The following is a 24,216-nucleotide window of genomic DNA, read 5'->3' as shown; positions in this document are numbered from 1 at the left end:
CGTTTTTTCGTCAAGGCATCACCTGTTTGCGTGGGCACGTTCAGTCTTTAACTATGTTCGTCCGTTACTTGGAATCCATTGCTCAAACACTTTTGACACCCCAATGGATGTATGTCCAGTAATCTGCAATTTCGCCCAGAGCCGCCCGCCCGTATCCATTGCCCTTCGCTTGAACGACGATGCGCTTGAGCAGGATTGAGTCGTCGGGGTTTTGTAGGTCGTAGAGAATACAGTGCCCAACGGGTTTCTCATTGACTATTAGGACAAAACATTGGTAATTAGAATCTGTTAGGGCGGTACGGTATTGGTCCGGCGTCCATTGCCCAACGAAGCGCCGGTTATCGGGATGTTGTTCTAACTGAATAGCAAATTCAATGTGAGCTTCGGTAAGTGGTTGCAGGGTTAACATAATGATGGTAGGCGAGTTTCAAAACTACAAAAACCGCCCGAATTGGCAGGCTTTTACTGATTTAACCACGCTTTAAGTTCCTCAGCTCGCTCGCGGCTGACAAACACCTCTTCCGGCGCGGCCGGCGTCAATTCGAGCTTCAGGCGACCGTTGAAATGTTTATGAATGGCCATAATGCTGTCCACACTGATGATGCATTGGCGGTTGGCCCGGAAGAACAGGCGCGGGTCGAGCTGATCAGTCAATTCTTCGAGTGTTTCCGGTATGGGAAACCATTTGGTATCCGGGCAGACCAGCCGGGTAATCTTGCTCTCGGAATAAAAGTACGCCACTTCGCGAGTCGAAATAGCTCGATAGGTATCGCGGTAGCTAATCAAGAACCGCTGTCGATACGTCCGCTGCGACTGGTTCAGCGCCTGTACCAACTGGCCAAAATCCAGCGCCGACGGTGCAGGCGGAGCGGTCGTTCGCTTAAATTTCATCAGGGCGGCTTCTAACTCACGCGAAACAATAGGTTTGAGTAGATAATCCAGCGAATTGAGCTTGAAGGCCTGTACCGCGTACTCGTCGTAAGCGGTAGTGAAGATGATCGGGCAGCGCGGCTCAACTTGCCGAAACACCTCAAAGCTGAGCCCGTCGGAAAGTTGAATATCGCTGAACAGCAGGTCCGGGTGGGAATTGGTGCGTAAGTACGTAACGGAATCGGACACACTTTCGAGCACGGGGCCAATCTGAATCGTCGGATCAGAATCGGACAGCAGGCGGGCCAGTCGCCGGGCGGCCGGTTGCTCGTCTTCGATGATTAGTGCGGTCATGGCATCAATAAAGCTAGTTGGACGGTGAAGTACTGATCTGTCTCGGTGACAAGGGGCGGTTGTTGACCCAGTAGACGGTAGCGATTTTGAATGTTGCGCAAACCGACACCGGAAGGACTACTTGGGGGCGCAGTAGTATGACTGTCATCGGCCGGTGGCAGGTTGATGTCAGCATGGACGGCCGTCTGCATCGCTAATCGCTTCTGTCTGTTATTAACCACAATCAATTCGCCGGGATCGTTTACCGTTAACCGGATATGCAACGGGCGGCTACTGTTGACAATGTTGTGCTTGACGGCGTTTTCGAGCAGTAGCTGGAGCGTCATGGGCGGTAGTCGCCAGGACCGGTACTTGGCCGGAATCGTTATCTCGGCTCGGATGTTGTCACCAAATCGCTTCTCGAGCAGGTACAGATAGGCGTTCGCCAGATCAAGCTCTTCGTCGAGCGTTACGAGTGTCTGATTTCGTTTTTGCAAGATGTAGCGGTAGACCAGCGATAAGTTTTCGATGAAGTCGACCGCCTGCCGTGGACTTTCTTCGACGATGGCCGTGAGTGTATTGAGGTTATTGAACAAAAAATGCGGGTCTAACTGACTCTTCAACGCTTCGTACCGGGCTTCGACGGATTCACGTTTGAGACGTTCGGCTTCGAGCATCGAGGCCTGCCACCGCCCGAAAAAGTAAGCACCTGTATGAATGGCGTTTAGAAACAGGGCCATCAAACTACCAAACACGACGGTTTGACGAATGCTTAGCCAATCAGTTTCCGTAAACTGATAGTTTGGGTCTTCCAGTAGAATTAGCAACCAGATTAGTACGCCTATCGTCAGGACGCTATCAAAGACGAGGGCAAAGAACTGCGTAATAAACCGCAGCATCGGTTTCTTCTCCCAGGGCATCAACCAATCCAGCCCGCGAGTCGTCCACAAGCTACTCTCCGACAGCAGATAAGCACCGAATAGCGCCGTGCAAATGTCAATGCAGTAGGTCTGCCAGGCATTAGGACCGTGGTAGCTGGGTTCATTGAATGATTGAGGATCAATGTAATAAATGATTAAGTAAAGCAGTAAGCCGAACAAGGGCGTACCGACCAACCGGAACCATCTATTGAAGGACGTTATGACGTTGGTTTGGCTCATTGGGTCCTTTAGGAGTGATCACTCCAGTTAACAATACAATACTATACCCCCAGAATAGCCAGGCCGCAAACAGCGAACTGGCTTGGGCTGGCATATTCGGAAATACATTGGTAAAAAAGAAGACAGTCCCGGCATCGAGCAACATGCCCGGCACCGCAAACAATACGGCGGCCTCCAGTCGCTGGGAACCCCATACGCCTTTGATGCGGTAAAGAACGGTCATTAATCCAGCCATCAAAACGGCGACACCAACAAAGGCCCCGATGGTCAGATATGGGCTGTTTGGAACGAATAGGTACTGACCAGCCAGTCGTATCAGTAGTGTTGCGATCAGCCAGACGACAAGCCCCATAATCGCAAAGAAACCGGCAAAGGGAGCCGTTGGTAGCGACACGAACGACTTGATTTTGGCCATAAACTCGGACCCTAACAAGCCTAAGGAAGCCGCAAACGCTACTTCGCCCGACACGGCTAACACCGTGATAAGGCCCGCTTTCATGGGGCCGGAGATGGGCAGCGACACAAACGGCAGCGTAATGGCCAGAAGGGGTGCAACGCACCCGATAACGAACAGAACTATGCCCGTTCGTCTGGCTGCTTTTGGAGGTAATCGCTTCAGGATCTGCATATCAGAAAACAAATCTAGTTAGAAAACCGGCGGTTGCGATGGTCTTGTTGCGTGGAGTACGTACCGACGAGTCGATGCCAAGGAAGCCGCCAAACAGCAGGGCTCCCAGCAGATTATTGGCTTTCGTCAATCGCCCGCTAAATACCTGACCATTGGCTCCAGCTGCCAGTTCGAGTAAAACAACTGGTTGTCTCACCGATGAAATCAGATTGTCCCGGCGGGTCAGTCCGTTTGTGCGGTAGCGAGAAGTGACGGCGACCGGAAAATTGAAGCTGGCTCCTACGTCAACAAACAGGCGTTTGGTCGCGTTGCGGGCGAAATAATACCGAACCATTACCGGAATACTGATCATTTCGAAGCGCAACAAGGAATACTTAATACTATCGGGGGCAGGTTGAGCCGTAATCCGTTTATGGATTCCATTGGCCGATACGGTGGGCACGAAGCGAGCATCGGCGACCAGGCTTTGCAACCGATATTCGCCCCCTACAAGTAGTGAAACACGCCGTCGCCAGTAATATTCTTGCGTTACGCCCACCTGTAGATTGATACCCGCCTGTCGAAAAATAGTGTTCGGTAATCCCAGCGGTACAAGCAGGCCAGTTCCTCCGCCGAGCCGCCAAACAGACCGTTTGTCCGGCAATGAATCAACGGCGGGCGTGGACTGTGCCTGCAAGGCCACGGCAACCACTAGAATCAAGACACCAATCAGAATGCTTACGCGTATAATCATAAGGTAGGGGTTAATCGTTACCAAGTGCTTTATCCAGCTCCACATTCGCTACCAACACATCGTATACGGCCTGAACCCGGTTGGTTAGGGCTTGTCGTAGGGCCAGCTCGGCATCGGCGACTTCGCTCCACTTGGCGAGACCTTGCCGGTACCGGCTCCGAACGAGGGTGTAACTACGCTCGGCGGCTGCGATGGTCCGGCTCTGAGCCGCCAGTCGGTCGCGGGCTTCGTCAACGGCATATTGTCCGTACGTCACTTCGTTGGTAATCAAGGCGCGGTTATAAGCCAGCTGCCCCTGGGCCTGGAAATAAGCCAGACGCGCCTGCCGCAGTTTCGGGCTGACGGTCGGGTTCCAGATCGGGACTGTCAGTTGTAGGCCGAGGTAAGCCGTGGTAGGCCACTGCGACCCCTTAAAGTCGAAATTGTTGAGCTGCGCCTGTGTGCTGAATTGACCAAACAAACTCAGCGTCGGCTGGCGACGGATTCGTTCGAGGTCGGTTTGACGTTGGGTTTGTTCTAAGCTCAGAGACAGTAGCCGAAGCTCAGGACGACGGGTCATTGCCTGCGCAATCTGGTCGGTCTCGGTTGGACCGGTCCGCCGGTGCAGTTCGGTAGGAGCGGAGTTCGGCAACGTCAGCGAGTCCGTTAGCACGAGTGGTGTAGTGGCAGGAAGGTCAAGCAAAGTAGCCAGCGAACTGGTCAGCCGCCGAACGGTTCGCTCCAGTTTTGATAATTCGGGGCGTTGGTTTTCGCGCTCGACAAACGCCCGCAGCGTGTCGGCGTCGGTCGCTAACTGCACCCGGAGCAGGTTGCGGGTTTCGCGCAGGGCCTCGTCGGCGCGGGCCATGCTCTGCCGGACCAACTGCTGCTGAGTCTGAGCGAGCAACGCGGCCAAATACAGCTTTTTGACCTCGGCTACCTGCCGATTGGCAACGACCCGTACGTTCTCGCGGGCCTGCTGCTGCCCATTAGCGGCTAACTGGCGATTAACACGCAGATCGGGTTGAATTAGTGGCATGCCCAGGTTAACGGCCCCGCTATAGGCGTTCGGCAACGCAGCCGCAACGGGTGTCAGGCGGTTGTTGTCGAACGAAAATGACCCTGTCGCCGGATCAATGTTAAAGGCCGGAAAGAAGAATACGGGTGGTTTGATATTGTACTGATATTGTCCGGCTGCGTTGAGTGTCGGCCAGGCCGCCCGCTGAACTTCCTCGCGCCGGGCGTCGGCTTTATCAACGTCTAACTGAGCAACCACCACTTCCCCATTGGCCTGCCGAACTCGATCCACTGCATCGCGCAGGGAGAGGGCGTAGGGTTGGGAGTTGAAGGATTGGGGCGAAGGGCTTTGGGCGGGGAACTGAGCGTGAGCAGCCTGAATGGTGAATGTCAGCGCCAGCATGGCGGCTACTTCAACAGCGCTTTTGCCCTTTGCTCCACCCCCTTTGCCCCACGCTCGTTGCCCCAGGCCCTTCGCCCAGTCGCTCAGCCGTGTTACGTCAAAGTAAACGGTGGGTACGAATACCAGCGTCAAAAACATCGAACTCGACAAACCACCGATCAAGGTCCAGGCCAGGCCGGTTTTCAGTTCGGCACCGGGGCCAGAAGCGAGGGCAATGGGTAGCATACCGATGACCATGGCCAGCGTCGTCATCAGAATAGGCCGCAGTCGGGTTTGACCCGCGTCGAGCAGGGAATCGGTCAGGTTCATACCTGCATCCCGGTTTTCGTTAGCCCGCTCGACCAGCAAAATGGCGTTTTTGGCCACCAGGCCGAGCATCATGATCATGCCCAGCAGGCTAAACACATTGAGCGAATTCATCGTCAGCGCCAGGGCAAGCAGAGCACCCACCACGGCCACCGGGATTGAAAACAGCACTACAAACGGATACAGCCAGGAGTTGTAGAGTGCGACCATAATCAGGTACATGAACAGAATGGCCGCGCCGAAAACCAGGCCTAACTTGCCGAACGAATCATCCTGTAGTTCGAGGTCTCCGCCGTAGGTGATGCGCACAGCGGGCGGTACGTTCAGGCGGGTAACGGCTTGTTTGACGTCTTCGCCGATGGCGCCGACTGGTCGGCCAATAGCCTGCGAATAGATGGTTACGGCATTGCTACGGTCTTTCCGTTCCAATACGGCGGGCATAAACGATTCCCGGACGTCGGCTACCTGATGTAGCGCAACGGGCTGACCCAATGGGTTGATAAGCGTTAGTCGGCGCAGTTCGGCGGTGCGGTTGCGGTCTTTCTCCAGCAGACGTACCCGAACCGTCACCGAAACGTCGTTCTGTTGAATCTTCAGGTCGTCGTATCCGGCCAGCGCGGTCCGAACAGCTCCGCCCACGTCTTCGGTGGTCAAACCGTAGCGGGATAGTTTTTCGCGGTCAACCGAAAGCTGCACTTCGGGCTTCAGGCTCTCGCCCGATAGCCGGATATCGGCCGTACCGGGAATCGCTCGCATCGATTCGGCAATTCGGCGGGCCTGCTGTTGCACCTGCGACCGGTCGGCTCCGTTGACGATCACGATGATGGGTTGGGAGGCATCCGAGCCGAGTAACCCAATCGGCGAAACGCGCATCCGCACGCCCGGTTCCTGGGCAATGATTTCTTTGACCTGCCTCGACAGTTGGGCTAAACTGCGGTCGCGTTCTTCACGAGGTTTGAAGGTCAGGTTCAGCTCAACGGTATTGGTTGTGGGTACGCCTGCGAAGCCGTCCGGATTGGCACCAACGTTCGTGAACACCTTAGTCACCTCGGGCCGGGCCGCGCTTGGCATCTGGCGCAGGGCGGTTTCGAGCCGTTTCGCCAGGGCGTCGGTCTGCTCCAGTTTTGAGCCGTCGGGCAACTGTGCAATGACCTGCACCTCGCCTTTGTCGGCCGGGGCGGTAAACTCGGTGCCGACGAAGCCCAAGATGGGCAGCGACATGGCTCCGGCAAACAAGGCTACGATGATTACGGCGACGGTTTTGCGGTGCTCTAACGCCCAGGCCAGTACATCACGATACCAGTTGCTAAGGCCATCGTATCGCTTCTCGAACCACAGCCCAAATCGACCCATCAGGGTGTCGCGGGTCAGGTGTTCGAGCCGCCCAAAGCGTGACGCAATCATGGGCGTGAGCGTAAATGACACCAGCAAACTGAATAGGGTTGAAATAACAACGACCAGCGCAAACTCACGCATCAGATCGCCGATCAGACCCGGTGCCAGCGATAACGGAACGAACACAACTACGTCGACAAGCGTAATGGCGACGGCCGCAAAACCAATCTCGTTCCGGCCGTCCAGTGCGGCCTGACGTTTGTCTTTGCCGTGTTCCAACTGCTTGTAGATATTTTCTAGCACGACAATCGAGTCATCGACCAGAATACCGACTACCAGCGAGAGAGCCAGTAACGTCAACAAATTGAGCGAGAAGCCCAGCAGGTTCATGAACACGAACGTGGAGAGCAGTGAGGCCGGAATGGCAACCATTACGATCAGCGACGACCGTAGGCTGTGCAGGAACACGAACATCACCAGCGCCACCAGGCCAATCGCCAGAAACAGGTCGTGGTTAACGGCTTCGGCCGCGGCTAAGGTAAATTCAGAGCCATCCTGCGCAACGTCAAACCGAAGACCTTGTGCTGAAAACTCGGCCTGGAGTTTCTGCATCTCGGCCCTGACTCGCTCGCTAACCTCAACATTGTTTGCACCCGATTGCTTAGTTACCAACAGGCCAACCGACGACCGGCCGTTGTAACGGTTTATATTCTCGGGGTCTTTAGCACCGGTCCGAATCGTGGCAATTTCACCTAGTCGAATCGTTTGGCCAGGTCGAGTCTGGCCGTTTGATCCAGTCGACACAATAATATCACGCAGGCGGCTCAAATCGTCGGTTTTGCCTATAACACGTACCGAGTACAACGCGTCGCGGTCTTTGACGCTACCGGCTGGTACGTTGAGATTAGCCTGTCGGATCGCATTCGTTACCTGAAGCACCGACAACCGACGTTCCTCCAGCCGACGGGCGTCCAGTTCGATAGCCACTTCAGTCTCCGCCAGGCCGACAAAGTTGACCTGCCCAACGCCCGGTACCTGCGCCAGTCGGGGTTTAATCTGATTTTTGAGCAGCATCCCCAGTTCGAGCGGTGGAATCTGGCTCGTGATGGCCACGCGCAGGACGGGTAGGTCGGCCAGCGAATATTTGCTGACTTGTGGCGTTTTACTACCTGCAGGCAGCGTCGCCAAGATGTCATTTACCCGGCGTTGGCTTTCCTGCAGGGCTTTGTCAGCGTCGGCCCCCTGCCGAAACTCGATGGTTACAATCGAAATATTTTCCAGCGATTGCGCTGTAATACGTTTGACCTTGTCGGCGGTTGAAACGGCTTCTTCGATGGGGCGCGTGATGGACGTTTCCAGCTCGCTTGGCGAGGCCCCCGGCCAAACCGTGGAGACGGTCACGTAGGGTGTGGCGATGTTGGGCAGCAGTTCGTAGCGCAGTTGCGTGTACGAGAACAGGCCCAGAATGCCCAGCACCAAAAACAGGACAATGATCAGAATGGGCCGGGATATGGAGAGTTGGGTGAGGTTCATCATTAAAGAGCGAAAGAGTGAATAAGCGAAAGAATGAAAGAGCGAGAGAATGAAGGAGCGAATACCGTCCGTGGTTTATCACTCTTTCATTCTTTCGCTCATTCGCTCTTTAACATGTAGTCCATCCCGAAGTCCGTTTCCTCCGCTGACAACGACCCGTTCACCGGCTTGCAAACCTTGTTGTACAATGAGATCCGTACCTATCTGACCGCTCGTCTGAATGGGACGTAGTCGAACCTGTTGCCCTTGCAGGACATAGACGGCAGTTGTACCATCGTTCTGAATGAGGGCCGTCCGAGGAATGGTTAGTGCAGATGCCGCCGACCTACTTTTGCGGCTAACGTGGGCCGTCATACCCAACCGCAATGGATATTGCCGCAACGGAGCATCGGCGCGGCTGTTAGCCACCCGAATTTCGACCGGAAAACGGCCAGGAGTCGATGTTCCCGGAGCGGAAGTTCCGGCTGTAGAGTTAGCGTCTCCGCCTTTCAGCCCGATGTGATGCACCGTTCCCCGAAACGATACGCTCGGATACGCTTCAAACTCGACCGGTACTGTGCGGCCAATTGACCAATCAGTAAGCTCCGTTTCGGGAACACTGATGGTTACTTTAACCGCCGATACGTCGGTGATTGTGGCTAAGGGTGTACCCGGTGCAATATACATACCCCGCTCGATGGGCTTTTCGGTGATGGCACCCCCGATCGGCGCTTTGATGAGCGCATCGCTAACCTGCTTACGAATAGACGTCAGCTGAAACTCTGCATTGCGAACCTGTAAACGGGCATTTTCGACCTCGTTGCCTGCAATGTTGTTTTCACGTTGCAGCGTTTCGTAGCGGGCTAAATCCTGCCGCACTTTAGCGAGTGTCGCTTCGGCGACCGCTAGTGAGGCTTCGTTTACGTCGGAGTCTACCTTTAACAAAGGCTGTCCTGCTCGTACCGTTCCGTTAAGTCGGACGTACAGTTCCCGGACGATGCCCTGCGTTGTGGCCGTCATCGGCACCTCGCGCCAGAACGTGCTTTGGCCGATGTACTCGGTTTCGGTCGTCAACGATTGCCGACGAACTGGTTCAACGGCCACCGTCACGGGGAACGGACGGGCTGCAGCCTGAACCTGCGCCTGCTGCGTTTGCTGATTGTGGGCGAGCCAGAACCCGATGCCAAGCAGCACGGCCAAAATGCCCAATGCCCCAACTGTCTTTTTCATGCTGTTTGTCTGCTGTGTTTAGCGAGACAAACTTATTGGGCGTGTGCAGGGGAGAAGGGAGAAACTCAACCGAATCGTCTAAATTAAGGCCTGAAAAGTAAATGGATGTAACTAAACAAAAAGGCCCTCAATCTTTCGACTGAGGGCCTTTTTGTTTTTGGTATTAACAAGGCGATGAATTACATCATGCCACCCATACCGCCACCGCCGTGCATACCTGCACCAGCGCCAGCCGGAGTTTCTTCTGGCTCGTCGGCAATTACACACTCAGTTGTGAGCAGTAAGCCAGCGATTGAAGCTGCGTTTTCCAACGCCAGACGAGTTACTTTTTTCGGGTCGATGATACCGGCTGCGAACAGATCTTCGAACGTGTCGTTCTTCGCGTTGTAGCCGAAACCACCCTGACCGTCTTTCACCTTGTTGACAACAACCGAACCTTCGCCACCGGCGTTAGCTACGATCGTGCGCAATGGTGATTCTAAAGCCTGGCGGATGATGTTGATACCGGTTTTCTCGTCTTCGTTGATCGAGTTGACAGCGTCCAGCGCTGGGATAGCGCGAATCAGCGCAATACCACCACCGGTTACGATACCTTCTTCAACGGCAGCGCGAGTCGCGTGCAGCGCATCGTCAACGCGGTCTTTTTTCTCTTTCATCTCTACTTCAGTGGCAGCACCGATGTAAAGAATAGCCACACCACCCGAAAGTTTGGCCAAACGCTCCTGCAATTTCTCGCGGTCGTAATCTGACGTTGTGTTCTCGATCTGGGCTTTGATTTGATTCACACGACCGGTGATGTCTTCTTTCTGACCAACACCGTTTACAATCGTCGTGTTATCTTTATCGATGAGGATTTTTTCACACTGACCGAGGTAATCAATCGAAGCGTTTTCGAGTTTGAAGCCACGCTCTTCGCTGATGACCTGGCCACCCGTTAGAATAGCGATGTCTTCCAGCATAGCTTTCCGTCGATCGCCAAAGCCCGGAGCCTTCACGGCGGCAACTTTCAGCGCACCCCGAATTTTGTTTACTACCAGTGTAGCCAGCGCTTCACCATCAACATCTTCGGCGATGATCAACAGCGGACGGCCGGTTTGAGCAACCTGCTCCAGAACGGGCAGCAGCTCTTTCATTGAAGATACTTTCTTCTCCGAAATCAGGATGAACGGACGGTCGAGTTCGGCCTCCATTTTCTCTGTGTTCGTTACGAAGTAGGGTGACAGGTAACCGCGGTCAAACTGCATACCTTCAACGGTTTTAACTTCCGTTTCGGTACCGCGAGCTTCTTCAACCGTGATAACACCTTCTTTGCCTACTTTTTTCATGGCTTCGGCAATCATGGTACCGATTTCTTCGTCGTGGTTAGCCGAGATAGTAGCTACCTGCGCGATTTTGCCGAAATCGTCACCAACCGTTTGTGCCTGCTCCGACAAATTAGCCGTTACAGCCAGAACCGCTTTATCGATACCCCGCTTGAGGTCCATTGGGTTAGCACCAGCCGCTACGTTCTTTGCGCCGATCGAGTAGATCGCCTGCGCCAGAACCGTTGCTGTTGTGGTACCGTCACCAGCTGAATCAGCCGTTTTTGAAGCCACTTCTTTTACTAACTGAGCGCCCATGTTCTCCATGGCGTCTTTCAGTTCAATTTCTTTAGCAACCGTTACACCGTCTTTGGTGATGGCAGGTGAGCCGAACTTCTTGTCCAGAATTACGTTTCGGCCTTTAGGACCTAGGGTTACTTTTACAGCGTCGGCCAGGGTATCTACACCCTTTTTGATACGCTCACGGGCTTCGGTATCGAAGAAAATTTTCTTAGCCATTTTGTTTTAATCGTTTTGGATTACAAAAAACGTCCGCTTTGTCCAAGCAAAGCCTGAGAATTAAAGAATCGCGAAAATGTCGGATTCGCGCATGATGAGGTACTCTTTCCCATCAACAGTGATTTCCGTACCAGCATATTTGCCGTACAACACTGTATCGCCCACCTGTACCGTCAGCGGCTCATCTTTCTTGCCCGCACCAACGGCTACGACTGTACCGCGCTGGGGTTTCTCCTTTGCCGTGTCAGGGATGATAATCCCGAACGAGGTTTTTTCTTCAGCAGGAGCTGCTTCTACCAGCACCCGATCAGCCAGCGGTTTCACGTTCACTTTAACGCTTTCCGTTTCTGCTACCATGATAATGAGTTGATTAAGGTTATTAACTAGTTGTGTAATGCATCACACGACGCTGTCAGCCCCGCCAATTTCTGTGCCAATGCGCTAAACTGTCAAAATTTCAGGATTTTTTCTGACAGTCTGCCAGTCAGGACTTCAGTTATTGTTCATACGTTTGTTGCCTAATTCCGACAAACAGAATTTGGCAAATTGCCGTTTATTCGTTATCTTGACTTATTAATACGCTGGCAAAGCGACTTACCTGCGTCTATGAAAAAATTGCAGTCTGACTGGTTCACCCAAAACTGGCTTGATGCCGAATACCAAAAGTATGTCGTCTTGGCATATCTACAGGCCGTTCGACAGAATTTCGACGAGAACAAACTTTGTCCTGATTTACCGGACTTACGGAGTCATTACGACGCCGGTGTCCGGTTTTCGAGGGGCAAAGGTACGTTAAATGCCGCTTTCCCCAAGCGAGTTAGTGGGATTACGGGGCCGCCACCTCGAATTGAATACAAATCTGAGGTAACGGACGATGAGTTTATGGCTGAGGTGGATGAAATCATGAATTTTGCTTTGCCTCGCTTTCAGGCTATGTTGACAGAAGGGCAACAGCGTTGGGCTGATATTGCTACATCGCTTATGCTGACGCCGATTGGCTTAATGCCTTTGCGGCCGGAGGAAGGCTATCTGTTCCTGCATGCGACCAATCAGTCCGAAACGCAGGTATACTATTTCTGCCTGACGTTATATTCGGAGCAGGAGCCGGGCGGGCGCTTGGTGCAGTTGCAGTTCGTGGAAGCTATCCGGAAAGGTCTGGCTACCACCTTCGAGAACCTCAAGCTCGATTTAATCCGGCGCCATCGGCATTTGCCTAATCCGGCAACGTTTATGCTCGAAAGCCGACGAACCTATCCCGTGCAGGAAACCTTGTTGCCCATTGCCCGGCAATTACTGGCACAGGCTGTGGCGTAGGGAGTTAAATTGATTTTATAAAAAAAGCTCCGACGTGATCGCCGGAGCTTTTTCAATCATGTTCCTTTTAGTTTATTTCTGTGGTGTCAGCGCGGAAGTCGAAGCACCCGGTGTCGGCGCCGAAGCATCGGACCGTCCCGGAGCGGCCTGACTTGGTGCTGCGCCGTTAGCTGCATTTGGGGCAGGAGTTGGAGCCGCTGCGCCCGGCAGGGTTTGAGTCTGTGCCCGGTCTACGTTAACGCTGTTTACACCAGTAGCCGCATTGCGGTCAACCATGATGTAAGAGGCCAGCGAAAGCACCATAACACCTACGCCTAGGCCCCAGGTGATCTGTTCGAGAAGATCCGTTGTTTTCTTAACGCCCATCAATTGGTTTGAGCCCAGTCCGCCAAACTCGCCAGCGAGTCCTCCACCTTTTGAGTTTTGAATGAGCACAATCAGAATCAACAAGACGGTGAGAATGCAAATGATGACAATAGTTGCCGTTACCATGTAAAAAGTTTCTAAATGTTCGGTTAATGCGTTTTAGACCTAAAGAAGAAGTGAAACTATTCGTTTGCTGGGTTCGGACTTCTCTCTAATTCAGCCATTTTTGCCGCAAAGTACGCTTTTTTCTCGGGATTTTTCACTATTAGCTTCTCATAGATTTCGCGGGCTTTGTCAATTTTCCCCTGTTTTTCCAGAATTTTCGCGAAACTCTCGGTCACAAAGCCTCCGCCCACAGGCTTACTGCGCTTCGTAAGGTCTTCCTGATCGAGCGGTTCGCTAAGTTTGGCACGTATCGGCGAGATACGTGGCTCTTTCTTAATGAAGTTATCAATCAGGTCCAGCTGGCGTTGGCGCTCAATATCGGCCGGAGAGAGATTAGGTTCTACGGGAGCCGCTTCGGCAATCAGAGCAAGATCGTTCTGTAAATTGGTTTCCGCCAGTGTTGGATCTTCGGGTGTTGGGATAGTTGCTTTGGGCTCGGGTTCTGCCTGGCCGGGCAAGCGTAGTAGCGGTAGCCGGGGAAAGCCGTTGCTGAGCCCCGCTTTTGATTTGAAGAGCGCGTAGCTTTCCTGCTGATAGTCGTCGGGAATCGGAACGTGGGTGGCCGACAACTGATTCAGCTTCGTAAGTAAGTTTTCGGACCACTGGAACTCGTTGTCAATGAGTTTACGCAAGGCGTTGCGGCTTAACGCGTATGCGGCTGCCTGACGAATGTACGTAACGGTCTGGCTCCGCTGGTGAACCGAAGCCGCCTTCGCCGTTAACGTGTACAAAGCCTGACAGTACGGATAGGCTTGCAGACTTTCCTGCAACTGAGTGAAATCAGTGGCAGTGAGGTCGTCAGGATGCGTGACCCAATAGGAAAACGTTTCTTTGTCAAGTGCCAGCACGGAAAGAGGAATAATTTACGAGTTACGAATTAGGATTTGTGAAGTGGGTGATTCTGCACAGCAGCCATGCGAAAGTACTTCTTTACGGCGAAAATCGCACTTCGCATCTCGTAAATCTTTTACCAGTCGGCGGCTGTTTTATTAAAGATATCCAGGACGATCTGATCTAGGATTCTGGGTACCAGTCGACTTTCATTTTGGCTGAGGGTTTGATTCTGCGGAAAGTCCTGGTAAAAAGAAAACGACTGCTCAAAGTTTTTGCTCTCGTCTTTATTATTGTAGAAACGAGCCAGCACTGTAATCTGCAAGCGGTTAACACCCGCCTGGTCCTGGGCGGTAGGGGCCACCGCTAATAAGTCATAACCCGTTATGTTGCCTTCCAGCACCATGTCGCCGTTGTTAGGCACAACTTTCAGGTTGGTGTAACGCTGATAGTATTCCTTCAGGCGCTCGTTGAACGTTAAGGGTAAGTTGGCGGGGCCTCCGGCCGTAGCCAAGGTGAAATTATTTACAGTTACCGTTTTAATATCCGGCGATAGGGTCGTACCCGTGAACGAATAAACGCCACAGCTAACGGTCAGCAGTGAACAGCCGACAGTCATGAGCAAACCCATCCATAATCTTATGAGTAACAGGAATCGCCATTGCCAATAAGCCGTTGCTGGCTGCTGGCTGTTAAATGAAACCTGAGATTTATTCTTCGTCAATTTCATATTGTTTAATCTTTCGGTATAACGTTCGCTCGGAGATACCGAGTGCCTGGGCAGCATACTTTCGTTTGTTATTATTACGACGTAGCGCTTTCAAAATCATTTCTTTCTCCTGGCGTTCGAGCGAGAGCGATTCGTCGTCTTCGGTTTCGTGGGTGACATCTTCTACCGTTACATCGTTAATGTCACTGTCGACATCATCAAAAATCTGGACAGGGGGATGACTGCCATAGGTTTCCGAAGGTGGGGGTGGGGTTTCAGAGCGGGCTGAGCCGTTTATAGCGGGTAAGAAACGGGTAACGTTAGCATCACCTCCTGACCGATTATCACTATCGGGCGCAATAGAGTCAAACAGATCTTTGTGATTGTTGAGAATCTGCCGATTGTCCTGGTCGCTCCCCAGTACGTCGCGGACCAGTTTCTTGAGATCGTTGACGTCCCGGCGCATATCGAAGAGTACTTTGTACAGTATCTCGCGCTCCGAGAAGTTATCGGAATTGGTACTTCCGTTAGCTTGCGGAAACAAGGCGAGCGCTCGGTTAGGCTGCTGCGACTGAGGTAAATATTTTAGTAGGGTATCAGCCTCAATCGGTTTGTTCTGCTCCGATTCGAGGATGGAAATCTGCTCCGCTATGTTTTTCAGTTGACGAATATTACCCGGAAACGGAAAGTTCATCAACACCTGCTTGGCTCCCTCCGTTAATTGCAGCGGCTTAATGCGGTAACGCTCGGCGAAGTCGGTCGTGAATTTGCGGAATAGTAGTTCGATGTCAGTGCCGCGTTCGCGCAGGGGTGGTACGTAAATGGGTACTGTATTAAGCCGGTAATACAAGTCTTCCCGAAACTTGCCCTTCTCAACGGCATCCATCAGGTTGACGTTCGTAGCGGCAACCACCCGTACATCTGTCTTTTGTGTCTTTGAAGAACCAACCCGGATAAACTCGCCGTTTTCGAGGACACGTAATAGTCGGGCTTGCGTACCCAATGGCATTTCGCCGATTTCATCCAGAAAGATGGTGCCGCCGTTGGTTGTCTCAAAATAGCCCTTCCGGGAGTCGACCGCTCCTGTGAACGAGCCTTTTTCATGACCGAACAATTCCGAATCAATCGTACCTTCAGGAATGGCCCCGCAGTTGATCGCAATAAATTGACCGTGCTTACGGGCACTTAGGCTATGAATGATTTTAGAAAACGATTCTTTACCACTACCGCTCTCACCCGTGATGAGTACGGTTAGGTCAGTAGCGGCCACCTGCATCGCTACGTTAATGGCGTAGTTCAGTGCCGGTGCATTACCAATTATGCCGAAGCGTTGTTTAACGCTTTGAATTTCTTGAGTATTCATAAGTCAGTGAGCAGTCAACAGCCAGCAGCGAACAGTCTGTGTATTGACTCATCACTGTTAGCTGCTCACTGGTTAGCTGTTAACTGTTAATCACTTCTCCCAACAACGTTGCCGAAGTGCATTCGGTCACCCGAACGTTGACATATTGGCCTTTCTGATGGTCGCCTTTGGGAAAAACAACCATTTTATTCTGGTCATTTCGACCGCAGAGGAAGTCGTCGGAGCGTTTAGACGGCCCTTCGATCAGTACGCGTTGAACTTGCCCAATGTGCCGCTGATTCCGCGCTGCTGAATGTTCTAATTGACGGGCGATGATTTCGTTCAGCCGCCGTTTTTTGACGTCCTCCGGAATATCATCTGCGTATTTTTTTGCCGCCAGCGTACCGGGCCGTTCCGAATAGGCGAACATGTACGCGTAGTCATACCGAACGTAATCCATTAGCGATAATGACTCCTGATGCTCTTCTTCGGTTTCGGTACAGAAACCCGAAATCATGTCCGTCGAAATACCGCAATCGTCGCCCAGGATTCGGCGGATGCTGTTGATTTTTTCAATGTACCAGGGCCGGTCATACGTCCGGTTCATCAGCTTCAACACCCGGCTGTTGCCACTTTGGGCGGGCAGGTGGATGTATTTGCAGATGTTGTCATAGCGGGCCATTGTGTGCAATACGTCATCCGTAATATCTTTTGGGTGCGATGTGGAGAACCGAACCCGTAAATCCGGATGAATTTGAGCGACACGTTCCAGCAGCTGGGCAAAGTTAACCGACCCTGCCCCCCCCACGAGGGGGGGATTCCCCGCGTCAGCAACTCCCCCCCTCGTAGGGGGGGCAGGGGGGGTATCTTCCCACTTATAACTATCCACATTCTGACCCAGAAGCGTCACTTCGCGATAGCCCCGGTCGAAGAGATCCTGTGCCTCACGAACGATGCTGTGCGGGTCACGGCTACGCTCCCGGCCGCGCGTGAAAGGTACAACGCAGAAACTGCACATATTGTCGCACCCCCGCATGATGGAAACGAAGGCCGTTACGCCGTTTGAATTCAGGCGAATTGGTGAAATATCAGCGTAGGTTTCCTCCCGCGACAAAAATACGTTCACCGCTTTCTGGCCTGATTCAGCCTCTTCAACCAGCTTGGGAATGTCGCGGTAGGCATCAGGACCGGCTACAATATCGACTACCTTTTCTTCTTCGAGTAGCTTGGTCTTCAGCCGCTCAGCCATACAGCCAAGCATGCCAACGAGTAACTCCGGCTTCTGGCGTTTGAGACCGGTCAGGTGCTTCAGTCGGTTACGTACCTTCTGCTCGGCGTTATCGCGAATTGCGCAGGTGTTCAGAAAGATCAGGTCAGCATCTTCGGCGGATGAAGTGGTAGCAAATCCAGCGTTCCGCATGACGGCCGCGACGATCTCGCTATCGGCGAAGTTCATCTGGCAGCCGTAGCTTTCAATGTAAAGCCGTTTTTTACCCACTGCCAATTCCTCTTCCGACGTACGCGGCAGGTCAATTTGCTCCTTGTCAGCGGGTTGTAATATGGTTAACTCGGGAATGAGCGTCATAGTAATGAATCAGTTAATCAGCTGGCTAGGTATTGGACGTAACTAAGTGTTATCTAGCAACGGCTGATTGAACTGAGTAACTGGCCAACTGATTCGCAAATTTACGAAGAAAGGCTAAACATGCTGTCATTTTGGCAGGAAACGCTCGTTAAAATCTCTTAAGATTTGCTATTGAATGGCTGACTGTAGGGCTAAAAAGGATAGCCAATACCGAAGTTAATAACCAATGGATTAGGGCCTTTCGACAACTTGCCCAGCGAGAACTTAGGTAACAAGAATCGTTCGTCAATGATCTGATTATCAACTCCTGGGTACCGTCGTGCCGGGTCCCAAACTTTAATACCGCCGTCGAAACGAATAATAAAGAACGAGAAATCAAACCGGAGCCCAACTCCAGTACCGACGGCAATTTGTGGAACGAACGTATTGAGCCGAAACACATCGCCTGCCCGAATTGGATTATCACGTAGTGTCCAAACGTTACCCGCATCAACAAATATGGCCCCGTTTACGTCACCAAATAAGTGAAATAACCTGCCTCGTAACTCGGCTGAGCCCTCCAGCAAGATATTACCCGGCTGTTCAAACCGGTAGTCGAACTGTTCTTGCCGCGGAGGATCTTTAAACGACGGAATGTTTGGGTTATCGATATACGGGAAGGCAGAACCAGGACCTAACCGGCGTGGGAGCCAAGCCCGAATGCTGTTGCTTCCACCGGCAAAGAATAGCTTTTCGTAAGGTACAGCACCGTTCGGGGCGTATCCAACTGCTAAGCCTGTGTTAATCCGAAAAGCTAAGGTTGTTCGGGGACGCAGGGGCATGTAATAGCGGTAGTCGATGTTACCTCGCAGGTATTTGTAGAAAAGAGGCCCGTCGTTGTCGAAAAGCTCCCGAGCAAACGCAGCATTTAACAGATTAAGCGTTGTTCCCCCAGATTCAACCGTGACTCTGAAAAAATTAGCGCGATGGTTTTTGCCAGATACATTGGTATTGTAGGTGTAGGTACCGCTTATGCCAGATACGAACGCATTGCGGTAGGCTAGATAGATGGTACTGCCTTGTTCCTGCTGCTGCTGTACAAACTGCTCAAATGAGCGTCCAATAATAGTATTCGGATAAAAAGTGCGTAGGTAGCTGATGTCAGCGAGTAATACGTTAAATTGTTTTGTCGAAGATAATTGCCAGGAGTAAGCCAACGTAGTCCGGAGGTTTGTCCGCTGAAAGTCCGGTCGGAACGTATTTGTAAAACCTAAACTGACTTGAGTACGGGGAGCGTAGGGATTAAATCGGAATCGAAAACGGCCCGGCAGTAACAGCTGTGGAAAGGTAAGCGAGCTGGATATGCCTAACTCATAAGCTCTATATACTTCATTATCAACAAAACCGGTCTGGGCCTCTATACCATATCGCAATGATGTTTCGAACGTTTCCAGACCACCAAACAGATTACGTGCCCTAAAAATTAAGTTGCCAAAGCCGCCCGGATAGCCCTGGTTCTGATACAATACCGTGATGCCGCCTTCCGCCGTGGCTTCATATTTGTCCAGTGGAGTCGCCGTAATCAGCGTCCGCAGCCGTCGGGCTGTCGTGTCGATAAAGTTGAGATTAACAAACTTGAACTGATTCAGCAGAAACAGTTGGCGTTGCGTGTCCCGGTATTTTGTCTGGCTATAAAGCTGACCCGGTCGTAACAGAATTTTTGCGTCCAGCAGCCGGGATGAGATGTTTCGTCCGCCCAGAAGGTATGTGATGCCATTTCGCCTAACCGTGTCTAACCCAGCCGTTGCTGCGGATGGCTGGGTTTCGTCAGGGCTGATCCGCACTTCAACATCACCAATGCGGTAAACCGGGTGAGCCAATTGACCCGGTGGGTTTACAATCTGGATAAAAACGTTAAGATTACGGCGTACCGAATCAAGCTCTGAAAGTCGTTCGTTCTGATACCGAGTCGTATCTATGTCGCCCACTCGGATGTACTGCCGGGAGAATGCGTAGTACCCTTGGTCGCGCAGGAGCGACTCAATACGTACTTTTTCAGCAGACAGTTTATCAAAATCAAACCGGTCACTCGACTTTATGAGCGAACTGTTGAGCGACTGCCGAACAATGGAGTCTACGCGGGGATCGGCTATTTCGTAGACGACGTTACGTACGTAAAACTCAATCTTCTCACTAATTAGATAGGTAACCCGGATCTGGCGCCTGCGTAGGGTGTCTAGTTTGTAAGCGGTGGTGGCGTTGAAAAAACCCTTATCAGCTAAATACTTTTGCATTTTACCCGCATTTGAGCGGGCGTCATTTTCAGAAAAATAGGAAGGAGGTTCGCCCAGATTACGCATTACCCAGTTGCCTTCTTCAGCTCTCTGGCGAAGCCGGTTTAACCGTCGGCGATATTGGCGATTTAGTTTCTTAAGTGCCCGAGGTTGATTAGCCAGTTGCTGACTTTGCTGCTCGAATTCGTTAGTTTTGGCTTCCAGATCGCGTAAGGCGGCCTCCCGGTTGTACCGACGCTGGCCAAGCTGGTAAAACCAAAGTGGGGGCGTGATGGGTAGCCCTAAGATTCGGCGGTTGGGTTTTTGGGGAATCAGGCTTTCCAACTCTTCATTAGTGATGGCACGGTTCCCCCGGATCGTCTGAGAGGTTAAGATATACTCGTTGTTGCGTAACTGTTTAGAACTTAAACACCCTGACAAGGACAGAACAAGAAACACGAACGGTCCAACGTAGCGGTACATGGCGCGAATTACGAATAAACCAGAACCCGTTATAATACGTCGTTGTCTGGTTAGATCGTTACTCGCACCGTTACGGCGTCCAGTTCGCAAATCGTACATCCACTTCATGCTTTCCAAAAATCAAATCAAATACATTCAGTCATTGCACCAGAAAAAATACCGGCAACAGCACGGTGCATTTCTAGTGGAAGGAGCCAAGAGCGTTCAGGAGGTGCTGCAATCTAATTTTGAGATTGAACTGGTCGTAGCGACCGAAGTATTTTACAAAGAAAACGTTCGCTTAACAGACCACCAACGAACGCCGGTCGAAATTGCCTCACCGGCCGACCTGGAACGAATCGGTACGCTCGAGAGTAATAACGCGGCTCTGGCCGTGGTAAGAACGAAACAGAACCGCCCGTTAGTGGCCGACCCGGAAGAAATCGTTTTAATTCTGGATGACATTCGAGATCCGGGTAACCTCGGTACAATTCTGCGGATTGCCGACTGGTATGGCATTCGTAAAATTTTGTGCTCCGAAACCACAGCGGATGTCTATAACCCTAAAGTTATATCAGCCAGTAAGGGCTCTTTTACACGGGTGTCGTGGTGGTACGGAGACATCGTTCAGTTTCTGGCCCAACAACCTAATCTCCCTGTGTACGGCGCTTTTCTTGATGGCGAAGACGTACACACATTATCGTTTGGCTCGGGCGGTTACCTCGTGATGGGCAACGAATCGAACGGCATTCGGCCGGAGGTAGAAGCCTTTGTTACGCAAAAAGTAACCATTCCCCGCTACGGTGAAGCAGAATCATTGAATGTAGGAATCGCCACGGCGGTGCTGCTCGATAACTGGCGGAGAGAACTTACATAAAACTGCTCATCGCCGATTCATTGGCCAATTCTTCGGCGTGTTCTTTGCCTAAATAACGGTCAATAAAGAAGTGCGCTACGTATAGCAGGGGTGTTAGAATGACAGCAGTCGTGGCTTTGTAGAGGTAATTGATGATACCCACGGCCAGCACCTGGGTCAGTGACCAATTGCCGAACACGTAAAACGCAATGCCCAATACGACAAAAGAGTCGATGAGCTGCGAAACCAGCGTTGATCCCGTTGCCCGGAGCCAGATTTTGCGGCTTCCGGTAATCTTGCGCAGATACTGAAACACCGACGCATCCAGAATCTGCCCAATCAAAAAGGCCGTCAATGAGCCAATAATGATGCCCAAGCCCTGACGGAAAATCATCTGGAAGGCATTGTTAATATTAATTGGGTTTCCGGCGGCATCTTTGGCATTGACATCCAGCCAAAACTGAGCGGGCGGCAGTGTCGTGACGGCGTAAATAATCAAAAAACTGTAGGCCACAAAGCCAGCTGTCAGGAACGAAATGCGTCGAACCCCGGCTTTGCCAAAATATTCATTAATGATATCTGACGTAATGAACACAAACGGCCAGATCACAGCCCCGGCGGTGAGGTTGAAATCGAGCACAAAATCGCCGAACAGATGAATTTGTGCTGGTTTCGTGCCGAGTAAGGTTTCGGCCGAAAAAATCTTTACCCCGATAATTTCGGCGACCAGGGCGTTGGTCAGGAAAACCGCACTCAGAAAAATGTAGAGGTTGGTTCTTTTGTTGGTAAATGAGTAGGTGGGCATGATAGTTAGTAAATGGAATCGTTTAATAGTCGTGAATATATCCGTTCACAACTTAGCACTCATTTTTCGTTTGTACACGCCTGAGGTAGCCGTTTTTTCGTACTGGCTAGCCAGCGCTGGCGCCCGTTGAAATAACTTTTCCACTACGTTTTCCCGATCAACGATATAATCGGGCGGGTCCTGCCGAAAATGGTCGAATACGTTGATAACCGCTTCGTAGTTGTCGAGGTTCTTCAGGTCGTATTTAGCCAAATCCCAATTGAGGTAAGGGGTGGCAGGCCGGTTTTGGCGGTAGGCGCTCAGGTCTTCGCCAATGATCAGCACATGTTGATCTCGAATGTCAGCTGGTAGGGGAGAGTCCTTTACTTGCAGGCTACTCAACCGACCCAACTCGGCCCCCGGAATCAAGCCTAAAGCGCCCTGGTAAAATAACAGAAGCATTAAGCCAAACGCTACCGAAAAACCGAGCTCCGCCATCCAGGGTTTACGAACGTTCTCGAAATAATAAAACGCAAAATAAGCCATGGGCGGCACAAAGCTTAAGAACAACATCGGGGCCAGAAACGGCATCAGAGCGATGGTTATAAAGGCTGTCACAAACCAGATCATCATAATTTGCTGCACACGTTGCTGAAAATTAACGTAGCGGCTTGTGGTGTTAAATAGGCTCAAAAAGCCCAGCACGCCCAGACCTAATGGAATCAATAATGATGCAAACAAAGACTGGAAATCAGACAGCGAATATTGCCTGACCCGAAAGACAGAGGCCAGCAGATTCCGATTGAAATCGTCGAGACCGTCCCAGAGGTAGTACAACAGAAGGGTGGCCGCAATCGGAAAAATGAAGCCGAACAACGTTAATGAGTGCTGACGAAAGGTAGTGCCGGTGAAGAAAAGTAACGACAGCGATGCCCAGAGTATAAACAAGGCCGACGGAAGATAAAACAGGGCCGCAATACCGATGTAAAAGCCTACTTCAAACACTTCGTCGGTCGCTCCGCGCCGATCCATCTGTTTAATGAGTGTCCCGAAGGCCAACAACAGAAAGCTCGTCGACATCAAGACCGGCGAAAGGGTGAGGCAATCAAACGACAAGTGCAAAAAGAGCATGTAAATCAGCCCCGGCCAAAACGATCGGTCGGGATACACGTCACGGTTGTTGGTGACGTAATTGAAATACACAATCTGGAAAACCGACACGGCGGTTGCGGCCCCGTGCAGGGCTAATGGCGACCGGCCAAAGACCGTGTCCAAACCCCAATATGCCAGCGCCGACAGCGGACTGATGCTGTCCCAAATGTCGCGGTAGAGCAGATGGCCCTGACTCATCTGCTCGCCAACTAGCATCCAGTTTAACTCCGGAATCAGAAGCGGAAATGGATGCAGCAGCAAGGGCAGCCTAACGAGTAAGAGTAATCCTAACAGGCTGACGTATTGATAAGGATAATACGAACGAAAGAAACGTAACAAAGCAGTAATTAGTCAATTAGTCAGGTCGTGCCCAGACCAGTCAATAAGTTGGCCACTTAAGATATCTCTTCAACTGGCTCACTCGTTCGCTCATCAACTGGCTTGACTACTTTGCGAAATTACAGTCAATTTCGGCAGAACGGAAAAACCTACGGATATTTGCGGAGAGGTAATTGGTGTAAGGAGTCAACGGAATGGTTTGCAACCAATCGTTGGACCGTTCGAAGGAACATAAACTATTCGACCATTCTACCGTTCAACTTATTACCTACGTACACCCTTATGGAATCGAAACGACAGCAGAAAGTAGCCCGGCAGTTGCAGAAAGATCTGAGTGAAATTTTTCAGCGTGACGTGCCTCATTTGTTCAATGGCGCCTTCATCACCGTCACCAGTGTGCGCGTCTCCCCCGATCTGAGCGTGGCCCGTGTTTACCTTAGTTTTCTGGCTACCAAAAACAAAGAAGTACTATTGGATAGCATTCGGGAGAAGGGTAAAACCATCCGGCAGCACCTCGGCGACCGGGTGCGCCATCAACTCCGGATCGTGCCCGAGCTAAGCTTTTTCATGGACGACACGGCCGAATACGCCGACAAAATGGATAAACTGTTCGCCGGTCTGGAGATTCCCCCCGCACCGGAGGAAGACGAAGACGAGGGGTGAAGAAATGAAATCGGACGGCACGGGCCGCCCCGCGCCGAAGCGGAGTGAATGAGCGAAAGAATTAATGACG

At 51.7% G+C, this 24,216-nt stretch carries 20 protein-coding genes; 3 read left to right on the top strand and 17 right to left on the bottom strand.

The features are described 5' to 3' along the window. Positions 1–82 precede the first annotated feature (82 nt). The 9 genes from ACFSUS_RS21255 to ACFSUS_RS21215 all read right to left on the bottom strand — a co-directional run bounded on the left by ACFSUS_RS21255 (position 83) and on the right by ACFSUS_RS21215 (position 11,683). Entirely contained in the window at positions 83–409 is a 327-nt protein-coding gene (locus tag ACFSUS_RS21255; RefSeq protein WP_381525762.1) for a GNAT family N-acetyltransferase, read from the bottom strand. A 53-nt stretch (positions 410–462) separates the two neighbouring features. Beyond that, positions 463–1,224: a LytR/AlgR family response regulator transcription factor gene (locus ACFSUS_RS21250; RefSeq protein ID WP_381525761.1), complete on the bottom strand. Its 762-nt coding sequence runs from the start codon at positions 1,222–1,224 to the stop codon at positions 463–465. Continuing rightward, positions 1,221–2,363: a sensor histidine kinase gene (locus ACFSUS_RS21245; RefSeq protein ID WP_381525760.1), complete on the bottom strand. Its 1,143-nt coding sequence runs from the start codon at positions 2,361–2,363 to the stop codon at positions 1,221–1,223. The genes ACFSUS_RS21250 and ACFSUS_RS21245 overlap by 4 nt, the downstream gene beginning before the upstream one ends. After that, positions 2,329–2,991, bottom strand: a complete 663-nt coding sequence (locus ACFSUS_RS21240) for a DUF5367 family protein (protein ID WP_381525759.1) — start codon at positions 2,989–2,991, stop codon at positions 2,329–2,331. Before ACFSUS_RS21240 ends, ACFSUS_RS21245 begins: the two co-directional genes overlap by 35 nt. Position 2,992: 1 nt before the next feature. Then, positions 2,993–3,724, bottom strand: coding sequence for a porin family protein (locus ACFSUS_RS21235; RefSeq protein ID WP_381525758.1), 732 nt, complete (start codon positions 3,722–3,724; stop codon positions 2,993–2,995). Positions 3,725–3,734: 10 nt separating this feature from the next. After that, positions 3,735–8,297 (bottom strand): efflux RND transporter permease subunit, encoded by a 4,563-nt coding sequence (locus ACFSUS_RS21230; RefSeq protein WP_381525757.1) that lies wholly within the window; start codon positions 8,295–8,297, stop codon positions 3,735–3,737. Positions 8,298–8,375: 78 nt separating this feature from the next. Further along, a complete protein-coding gene (locus ACFSUS_RS21225; RefSeq protein ID WP_381525756.1) occupies positions 8,376–9,506 on the bottom strand; it encodes an efflux RND transporter periplasmic adaptor subunit in 1,131 nt (376 codons plus the stop codon). Positions 9,507–9,685: 179 nt separating this feature from the next. After that, complete coding sequence (groL, locus tag ACFSUS_RS21220) at positions 9,686–11,326, bottom strand: chaperonin GroEL (protein WP_381525755.1); 1,641 nt, start codon at positions 11,324–11,326, stop codon at positions 9,686–9,688. A gap of 60 nt (positions 11,327–11,386) precedes the next feature. Next, positions 11,387–11,683 (bottom strand): co-chaperone GroES, encoded by a 297-nt coding sequence (locus ACFSUS_RS21215; protein WP_012925587.1) that lies wholly within the window; start codon positions 11,681–11,683, stop codon positions 11,387–11,389. 249 nt (positions 11,684–11,932) lie between these two features. Here ACFSUS_RS21215 and ACFSUS_RS21210 point away from each other — a divergent pair, with 249 nt between their 5' ends. Further along, positions 11,933–12,640, top strand: a complete 708-nt coding sequence (locus ACFSUS_RS21210) for a hypothetical protein (protein ID WP_381525754.1) — start codon at positions 11,933–11,935, stop codon at positions 12,638–12,640. Between the two features lie 72 nt (positions 12,641–12,712). On the opposite strand, the gene secG is transcribed toward ACFSUS_RS21210, so the two are convergent. The 6 genes from secG to tamL form a co-directional block, all read right to left on the bottom strand. Then, a complete protein-coding gene (gene secG / locus ACFSUS_RS21205; protein ID WP_381525753.1) occupies positions 12,713–13,132 on the bottom strand; it encodes a preprotein translocase subunit SecG in 420 nt (139 codons plus the stop codon). A 56-nt stretch (positions 13,133–13,188) separates the two neighbouring features. Further along, positions 13,189–14,019, bottom strand: coding sequence for a hypothetical protein (locus tag ACFSUS_RS21200; protein WP_381525752.1), 831 nt, complete (start codon positions 14,017–14,019; stop codon positions 13,189–13,191). A gap of 119 nt (positions 14,020–14,138) precedes the next feature. Next, the gene (gene lptE, locus ACFSUS_RS21195) at positions 14,139–14,633 is read right to left on the bottom strand and encodes an LPS assembly lipoprotein LptE (RefSeq protein WP_381525765.1); all 495 of its coding nucleotides are present in this window, start codon (positions 14,631–14,633) and stop codon (positions 14,139–14,141) included. A gap of 79 nt (positions 14,634–14,712) precedes the next feature. Then, positions 14,713–16,074 carry a sigma 54-interacting transcriptional regulator gene (locus ACFSUS_RS21190; RefSeq protein WP_381525751.1) on the bottom strand — a complete coding sequence of 454 codons (1,362 nt, stop codon included), beginning with the start codon at positions 16,072–16,074 and terminating at the stop codon, positions 14,713–14,715. A 79-nt stretch (positions 16,075–16,153) separates the two neighbouring features. Further along, positions 16,154–17,638, bottom strand: a complete 1,485-nt coding sequence (locus ACFSUS_RS21185) for a MiaB/RimO family radical SAM methylthiotransferase (RefSeq protein WP_381525750.1) — start codon at positions 17,636–17,638, stop codon at positions 16,154–16,156. 191 nt (positions 17,639–17,829) lie between these two features. Then, on the bottom strand, positions 17,830–20,481 hold the full coding sequence (tamL, locus tag ACFSUS_RS21180) for a translocation and assembly module lipoprotein TamL (protein ID WP_381525749.1): 2,652 nt from the start codon (positions 20,479–20,481) through the stop codon (positions 17,830–17,832). Here tamL and ACFSUS_RS21175 point away from each other — a divergent pair. Beyond that, positions 20,480–21,229, top strand: coding sequence for a TrmH family RNA methyltransferase (locus ACFSUS_RS21175; RefSeq protein WP_381525748.1), 750 nt, complete (start codon positions 20,480–20,482; stop codon positions 21,227–21,229). The two genes, tamL and ACFSUS_RS21175, sit on opposite strands and share 2 nt — an antisense overlap. Here ACFSUS_RS21175 and ACFSUS_RS21170 read toward each other — a convergent pair. After that, positions 21,222–22,013 (bottom strand): queuosine precursor transporter, encoded by a 792-nt coding sequence (locus ACFSUS_RS21170; RefSeq protein WP_381525747.1) that lies wholly within the window; start codon positions 22,011–22,013, stop codon positions 21,222–21,224. The two genes, ACFSUS_RS21175 and ACFSUS_RS21170, sit on opposite strands and share 8 nt — an antisense overlap. Before the next feature lie 45 nt (positions 22,014–22,058). Further along, entirely contained in the window at positions 22,059–23,483 is a 1,425-nt protein-coding gene (locus ACFSUS_RS21165; RefSeq protein WP_381525746.1) for a hypothetical protein, read from the bottom strand. Positions 23,484–23,765: 282 nt separating this feature from the next. Between ACFSUS_RS21165 and rbfA the strand changes: the two genes are divergently transcribed. Beyond that, positions 23,766–24,146, top strand: coding sequence for a 30S ribosome-binding factor RbfA (gene rbfA, locus ACFSUS_RS21160; RefSeq protein WP_381525745.1), 381 nt, complete (start codon positions 23,766–23,768; stop codon positions 24,144–24,146). Positions 24,147–24,216: the final 70 nt, after the last annotated feature.

The organism is Spirosoma soli (genome assembly GCF_042684525.1).
GTDB lineage: Bacteria > Bacteroidota > Bacteroidia > Cytophagales > Spirosomataceae > Spirosoma > Spirosoma soli.
This window is presented reverse-complemented; position numbering and strand designations above follow the sequence as displayed.